Source organism: Pseudomonas sp. efr-133-TYG-103a, from assembly GCF_030209235.1.
Taxonomy (GTDB): Bacteria; Pseudomonadota; Gammaproteobacteria; order Pseudomonadales; family Pseudomonadaceae; genus Aquipseudomonas.
The window spans coordinates 1-7428 of sequence record NZ_JARVSK010000039.1 but is presented as its reverse complement, the minus strand read 5'-3'; the positions used below and the strand labels follow the sequence as shown (position 1 = coordinate 7428).

Here is a 7428-nt window from a genome sequence, read left to right as displayed (position 1 = left end):
CTCGTACGAGGTGACTCGCGCAGGTACCAAACGCACCAGTTACTCAGCAATTCTTAAGTTCAGCGTGGGTCCGGCCGTGGTATTGGACCCTCCCGTGATCAGCAATATCAAGGATTCGAAGGGTAACGAAATCCCGGACAGTCAGACTACCTCGGATACCAGCGTAACGGTGAGTGGCACCGCGGCGCCTGATCATGATGTCGAAGTATTTGACCACACAATCTCCAAGGGCAAGCTGACCGCCAACGCAAACGGGCAGTGGACTCTTGCAATGAATGACCTGGAAGTTGCAGATCATGCCATCAAAGCCAAAGCGCTGTATGGTGATGAGACAGAGACGGCGGTGCGCACCTTCACTGTAAGCGCCGTTACCCTTCGCCCGGTTATCACGACTATCCTGGACGCGAACGGGGACGACATCCCGAACGGCGGCAGTACCTCTGATCAAACCGTAACCATTGTTGGCGCTCTTATCCCGACTATCCCGACTCGGAAGTGAGACGCTGTGACATCCCTACCGTGCAGGAATGCAACGGATTGGTCGACACTGTGTCGGCCAATCCCAATGGTCAGTGGATCGCCAGGCTTGCGCTTGCTGACCGCTCCTTGCACCTCGTCTTAATAGTGGGCAGCGAGAAGCCGTCGCCAGTGCGGCGGCTCACACCTCTGCGACTACTGCGCTTACGTGGATTGCATCGTGACGCCAGTACTCCAGATCGCAATCGATCAGTCGCCCGCGCTGGTCGTGGTTGACCCTGGCGATGCGCAGTCCGGGGCTGCCGATCGATACTTTCAGGGCAGCGGCGGCCTCGACCGGCAACGCCGTGGGCACGATCTCGAACCGCACCTGACCGTACAGAATGTCGTAGTGACGCGCGTACAACTCGGTCAACGACTGATCCAGGTCGAAGTCGAAGATCTGCGGGAAGTATTCGGGATTGAGGTAGTGCTCGACGTACAGCACCAATCGCTCATCGATGCGCCGCACGCGGCAGATCTGGATCACGCTGGACAACGCAGGCAGTTGTAGCAACTCACAGATGACGGCCGATGCCGGTTGCAGCCGCGCCGATAGCATTTGCGTGGCAGGCACTCGGCCCTGCTGTTGAACCATCGCGTGGAAATGACTGCGGCGCATCAGGTCGTAGGCCAGGCGCGGCGGCGAAATGAACCAGCCGCGACGCTCCTCACGGTAGATCAGCCCTTGCGCCTCAAGCTGCACCAGCGCTTCGCGCAGGGTGATACGCGTGGTGTCGAACACTTCGCTCAGCTTGCGCTCCGCCGGAAGCTTGCTGCCGGGCAATAACAGGCCATGCTCGATCTGTTCTTGCAACGCGTTGCAAATGGTCGTCACCGCTCGGGGCACATCTTGGCGCATTTCGTTACCTATCTGGACTAGACCAGCGCTATTTCGGGGCAAGGTCTACTGCCGAACGGCCCGCTTCAGTGATCCACAGCGTAGGCAGCGTAGATGACTGTTGCGTGACAATCCAGCGCGATCTGATTGATAAATCAGGCATAAAAAAGAAATTAGCCTTTTTATATCAGCCACTTGGGCATGGTCTACGCTTGTTCGACAGCGATGCCTGATGCCTGCGCTTCACCCAGCAAAAGTCGGTCCATACATGAAAACGTCATGTAACTGGCCTAACTTGGCTCAGGTATTGCTGACCTAGACCAACCCCATCGCAACGCGCACTTCAACGACTTCGTCCTTCATAACGGTCGAGAAGTACCAAAGGAGCTTCGAATGAAACACCTTTTGCTGGCATCACTCCTGGGCTCGGCCATCGCGCTGAGCACATCGGCCATGGCCGCGGATACCGACCTCAAGACGCTCGAAGCCGCGGCCAAGGCCGAAGGCGCAGTCAACAGCGTGGGCATGCCCGATGACTGGGCAAACTGGAAAGGCACCTGGACCGACCTCACCGCCAAATACGGTCTGGTGCACATGGACACGGACATGAGCTCGGCTCAGGAAGTAGCCAAGTTCGATGCGGAAAAAGACAACGCCAGCGCCGACATCGGTGACGTGGGTGCCGCGTTCGGCCCTATCGCAACGACCAAGGGCGTGACTCAACCTTACAAGCCGACGACGTGGGATCAGATACCGGACTGGGCCAAGGACAAGGACGGTCACTGGGCACTGGCCTACACCGGCACCATCGCGTTCATCGTCAACAAAAAGCTGCTGCACGGCTCCGAGGTTCCGACCAAATGGGCGGACCTGAAAAACGGCAAATACAAAGTCACCATCGGTGATGTGAGCACCGCGGCCCAGGCGGCCAACGGCGTGCTCGCAGCGGCGATTGCCATGAAAGGCGACGAAACCAACATCGCACCAGGCCTGCAATTGTTCACTGAACTGGCCAAACAGAAGCGTCTGGGCATCAACAACCCGACCATTCAGACCATGGAAAAAGGTGAAGTGGAAGTCGGCATCGTCTGGGACTTCAACGGCCTGAGCTACAAGGCCAAGATGGCCAATCCTGACGATTATGTCGTGCTGATTCCTTCGGACGGTTCGGTGAAGTCCGGCTACACCACCATCATCAACAAATACGCAAAACATCCAAACGCAGCCAAACTGACTCGCGAATACATCTTCAGCGATGAGGGGCAGATCAATCTGGCGAAAGGCAATGCGCGTCCGATTCGTGCGGAAACCAACCTCAAACTACCCGCCGACATCGCGAAGAACCTGATTCCTTCCGAGCAATATGTCGCCGCCGATCCCAAGCCGATCAAAGATCCGGCCGCCTGGGAAAAGACCTCCAAAGCCCTGCCTCAGCAGTGGAACGAGCAGGTCATCGTCGAGATGCAGTAAGCGTTACAACGGGCACGCGCGTTTGATGTAGGAGCGCGCTTGCCCGCGATTGCGTCGTATCAGGTTCATACCGGGTGACCCACCCAACGCGTTCGCGGGCAAGCGCGCTCCTACAGCACAATGCGCATTGCCCTCTTCCCCCGGAGCGACACATGAAACACAACGTCATCCTCATTCTGCTGGACGGCCTGAGTTACAGCGTGGCGCAGCATGCGATGGGGCATCTGCTGGCGTATCGGAATGCAGGCCGGGCCGCGCTGTACAAGCTTGAATGCGAGTTGCCGGCGCTTTCACGACCGCTGTACGAATGCATCCTGACAGGCATTGCGCCCATCGACAGCGGCATCGTGCATAACCATGTTTCCCGTCTCTCCAGCCAGCGCAGCATCTTCCATTACGCTGCCGCCGACGGACTGAAAACCGCCGCTGCGGCCTATCACTGGGTCAGCGAGCTGTACAACCGCAGCCCGTTCATTGCCGGGCGCGATCGCCACACCGACGACGCCGATCTGCCGATCCAGCACGGCCACTTCTACTACGTCGACCACTACCCCGATTCCCACTTGTTCGACGATGCCGAGCACCTGCGCACCGCGCATCAGCCGAACTTTCTGTTCATCCACCCGATGAACATCGACGACGCCGGCCACAAGCACGGCCTCGACACCCCGCAATACCGCAACAGCGCGCGCTCGGCCGACATCATCCTGGCCGAGTACCTGCAGCGCTGGCTGGACGCGGGGTATCAGGTGCTGGTGACGGCCGACCACGGCATGAACAACGACCGCTCACACAACGGCATGCTTCCCGAGGAACGCGAAGTGCCGCTGTTCGTCATTGGCGATGCGTTCAGCCTCGACCCTGATGCGCAACCGAAACAGACCCAGATCTGCGGAATCGTCTGCGAACTGCTCGGCGTGCCCCACGACAAACCTGTCTGCACCGAGGTGCTCAAGTGAATTCACAAAGTCGCGGCAAATGGCTGGGCCTGTTGTGCCTGGTGCCGTTCGCCCTGTTCTTCATTGCGTTTCAGCTCGCGCCACTGGCGTGGGTGGCGATCAACAGCCTGTATTCGGAAAGCGGCTGGGGCCTGGACAACTTCATCAAGGCGTTCAACTCGCGCTTTTATCGTCAGGCCATGCAGTACAGCCTGGAGATCAGCTTCTGGTCGAGTCTGATCGGCATCTTCATCGCCATCCTCGGCAGTTATTCGCTGCGCAAAGTGCCAGGGCGGCTGCGGGATTTCGTCAGCGCTTTCGCCAACATGACCAGCAACTTTTCCGGCGTACCGCTGGCGTTCGCGTTCATCATCCTGCTGGGCTTCAACGGCGCGCTGACGCTTATCCTGAAACAGGCCGGCATCATCGACGACTTCAACCTGTATTCGAAAACCGGCCTGATCATCCTCTACACCTACTTCCAGATTCCCCTCGGCGTGCTGCTGCTTTATCCGGCGTTCGACGCGCTGCGTGAAGACTGGCGCGAGTCGGCCTCGCTGCTGGGTGCGAGCGGCTGGGATTTCTGGCGACACATCGGCATCCCGGTGCTGACGCCTGCCTTGCTCGGCACGTTCGTGATCCTGCTGGCCAATGCACTGGGCGCCTATGCGACGGTGTATGCGCTGACCACCGGCAACTTCAACGTGCTGCCCATCCGCATCGCCGCGATGGTGGCGGGCGACATTTCGCTGGACCCGAATCTGGCCAGTGCGCTGGCCATGATTCTGGTAGGGATGATGACGCTGGTGACCATCGTCCATCAGTGGCTGTTGAAGAGGAGCTACCATGTCTCGCGCTGAACGCGGCCCGGTCGGGCTCTACCACCGCACGGTGGTGTACATCCTGTTTCTGATTCTGTTGGCGCCGCTGCTCGGCACCTTCGTGTACTCGATTGCCACCAGTTGGTCGGCATCGATCCTGCCCAGCGGATTCACTTACAAATGGTACGTGGCGCTGTGGAGCGACCCTCGGTTTCTCATCGCCTTCGGCCAGTCGCTGCTGGTCTGCGTGGGCGCACTGATCCTCTCCGTGGTGCTGATCCTGCCGCTGCTGTTCGTGGTGCATTACCACTTCCCGAAGCTCGATGCACTGATGAACATCCTCATCCTGCTGCCGTTTGCCGTGCCGCCCGTGGTGTCGTCGGTGGGCCTGCTGCAGCTCTATGGTTCCGGCCCCTTGGCGATGGTCGGTACGCCGTGGATTCTGATCGGCTGCTACTTCACCGTGGCGTTGCCGTTCATGTACCGGGCGATCACCAACAACCTGCAGGCGATCAATCTGGTGGATCTGATGGACGCCGCTCAGTTGCTCGGCGCCAGCACGTTCCAGGCGGCGTTTCGGGTGGTGCTGCCCAACCTGCGCAAGGGCCTGATGATCGCGCTGTTGCTGTCGTTCTCGTTCCTGTTCGGCGAGTTCGTTTTCGCCAACCTGCTGGTCGGCACGCGCTACGAAACGTTGCAGGTGTACCTCAACAACATGCGCAACAGCAGCGGCCACTTCAACAGTGCGCTGGTGATCTCCTATTTCCTCTTCGTACTGCTGCTGACCTGGGCGGCCAACCGACTGAACAAGGACAAAGACTGATATGAGCTTCGTCAGTGTCGAAAACCTGCAAAAGAACTACGCCAGCACAGCGGTCTTCAGCGACATCAATTGCGTGATCAACAAGGGCGAATTCGTCACCCTGCTCGGCCCGTCCGGCTGCGGCAAATCCACCCTGCTGCGTTGCATCGCCGGCCTGACGCCCGTCACCAGCGGCAAGATCTTTCTGGATGGCAAGAACATCGTCCCGGTCTCACCGCAGAAGCGTGGCATCGGCATGGTGTTCCAGAGTTACGCGCTGTTCCCCAACATGAATGTGGAGCAGAACGTCGCCTTCGGCCTGCGCATGCAGAAAGTCAGCGGCGATGAAACGAAGCAACGCGTGGCCGAAGTGCTGAAGCTGGTGGAACTGACCGATTTCGCCAAGCGCTACCCGCATCAGATGTCGGGCGGCCAGTGTCAGCGTGTGGCACTGGCGCGCTCGCTGGTGACGCGCCCTCGCCTGCTGCTGCTCGACGAGCCGCTCTCGGCGCTGGATGCGCGGATCCGCAAACACCTGCGCGAACAGATTCGAGCGATCCAGCAGGAGCTGGGCCTGACGACGATTTTCGTGACCCACGACCAGGAAGAAGCGCTGACCATGTCGGACCGCATCTTCCTGATGAACCAGGGCCGCATCGTGCAGAGCGGCGATGCCGAGACGCTGTACACCTCGCCGGTGGACGCTTTCGCCGCCGGTTTCATCGGCAACTACAACCTGCTGGAAGCCGAGGACGCCAGCCGCCTGATGCAGCGACCGATCGGCAGCCGGGTGGCGATCCGGCCCGAAGCCATTCAGCTCAGCCTCACAGGCCTGCTCGAAGGCGAGATCCTCAGTCACAGCCTGCTGGGCAACGTGATCCGCTATCGCGTCCAGGCTCACGGCGTCGAACTGGTGGTGGATGTGCTCAACCGATCGGCAAGCGACTTGCACCCGAACGGCCAGCGCGTCACCCTGAACATTGAAGCATCGGCGCTGTGCGAAGTGGCGTAGACGCCACGAGACCCGTAGGAGCGTGGCTTGTCCCGCGATCGGCGGGGAACCCGCCGTAAAACCTGCGAAGGGATTCAGACTGACACACCGCATTCACATGGGTTGCTGCCGGTTCCCGGCAGTTCGCGGGACAAGCCACGCTCCTACAGTTGATTGCATGTAAATGATTTGAGAGGGCAGCGGTAATGGCTTTAGCAATATTCGATCTGGATGAAACGCTGATTCACGGCGACTGCGCCAGCCTCTGGAGCGAGCAGATGGGGCGTCTGGGCTGGGTCGATCCCGAATCGTTCATCAAAAAAGACCACGAATTGATGGAGGCTTACAGCAAGGGCGAGCTGGCGATGGAAGATTACATGGCCTTCAGCCTGGAGCCGATGATCGGCCGTACGCCCGAGGAAGTGGAGTTTCTGGTCGGGCCGTGGGTCGAGGACTACATCGAGCCGATCATCTTCAGCGACGCCACCAAGGCCATCGCCGAACATCGTGCCGCGGGTGACCGCATCCTGATCATCTCGGCCTCGGGCGTGCATCTGGTCAAGCCCATCGCCGAACGGATCGGCGTCGACGAGGTGCTGGCGATCGATCTGGACATCGCCCACGGCGTCTACAGCGGCAAGACCCATGGCGTGCTGACCTACCGGGAAGGCAAGATCACGCGGCTGATGGAATGGCTGGATCAGGAAGGCGAGAACCTCGAAGGCGCGAGTTTTTATTCGGATTCACGCAACGATTTGCCGCTGCTGAACAAGGTCGATTTCCCCCACGCGGTGAATCCCGATGCGGTGCTGCGCGCGGAAGCGGAAAAGCACGGATGGCCGATTCATCTTTGGAAATAACCCCCGGGAAACGGCAAAACTGATGGCTGTCTGCAGCCGGTTGTTCGGCTCGCAAGTGCACGCTTTACCTTAGGCAAAGCCGACCAGCGGTAGCAAAACCTGTCATTTCTGACAGTAGTCAACTCCTGCAATCTGGCGCTCAATGACTCCTGGAATTTCCCGACAGGAGTCAACCGCCATGCGCTCATT

General features: G+C 59.4%; 7 protein-coding genes and 1 pseudogene. 7 read left to right on the top strand and 1 reads right to left on the bottom strand.

Annotation, left to right across the window (positions count from 1 at the left end; genetic code table 11):
• Nucleotides 1-499 (top strand): annotated as a pseudogene (locus QRN36_RS25670) (hypothetical protein); the annotation flags it as partial.
• A 159-nt stretch (nt 500-658) separates the two neighbouring features.
• On the opposite strand, the gene QRN36_RS25665 reads toward QRN36_RS25670, so the two are convergent.
• Nucleotides 659-1378: a UTRA domain-containing protein gene (locus tag QRN36_RS25665; protein ID WP_285426600.1), complete on the bottom strand. Its 720-nt coding sequence runs from the start codon at nt 1376-1378 to the stop codon at nt 659-661.
• A gap of 372 nt (nt 1379-1750) precedes the next feature.
• On the opposite strand from QRN36_RS25665, the gene QRN36_RS25660 reads away from it, so the two are divergent.
• The 6 genes from QRN36_RS25660 to QRN36_RS25635 all read left to right on the top strand — a co-directional run bounded on the left by QRN36_RS25660 (nt 1751) and on the right by QRN36_RS25635 (nt 7239).
• On the top strand, nt 1751-2827 hold the full coding sequence (locus QRN36_RS25660) for an ABC transporter substrate-binding protein (protein ID WP_285426599.1): 1077 nt from the start codon (nt 1751-1753) through the stop codon (nt 2825-2827).
• A 152-nt stretch (nt 2828-2979) separates the two neighbouring features.
• Nucleotides 2980-3786: an alkaline phosphatase family protein gene (locus tag QRN36_RS25655; protein ID WP_285426598.1), complete on the top strand. Its 807-nt coding sequence runs from the start codon at nt 2980-2982 to the stop codon at nt 3784-3786.
• Nucleotides 3783-4625 carry an ABC transporter permease subunit gene (locus QRN36_RS25650; protein ID WP_093463768.1) on the top strand — a complete coding sequence of 281 codons (843 nt, stop codon included), beginning with the start codon at nt 3783-3785 and terminating at the stop codon, nt 4623-4625. Before QRN36_RS25655 ends, QRN36_RS25650 begins: the two co-directional genes overlap by 4 nt.
• The gene (locus QRN36_RS25645) at nt 4612-5409 is read left to right on the top strand and encodes an ABC transporter permease (protein ID WP_093463765.1); all 798 of its coding nucleotides are present in this window, start codon (nt 4612-4614) and stop codon (nt 5407-5409) included. The genes QRN36_RS25650 and QRN36_RS25645 overlap by 14 nt, the downstream gene beginning before the upstream one ends.
• A 1-nt stretch (nt 5410) precedes the next feature.
• Nucleotides 5411-6400, top strand: a complete 990-nt coding sequence (locus tag QRN36_RS25640; RefSeq protein WP_093463762.1) for an ABC transporter ATP-binding protein — start codon at nt 5411-5413, stop codon at nt 6398-6400.
• A gap of 185 nt (nt 6401-6585) precedes the next feature.
• The gene (locus QRN36_RS25635; protein ID WP_285426597.1) at nt 6586-7239 is read left to right on the top strand and encodes an HAD family phosphatase; all 654 of its coding nucleotides are present in this window, start codon (nt 6586-6588) and stop codon (nt 7237-7239) included.
• The last annotated feature ends 189 nt before the right edge of the window (nt 7240-7428 follow it).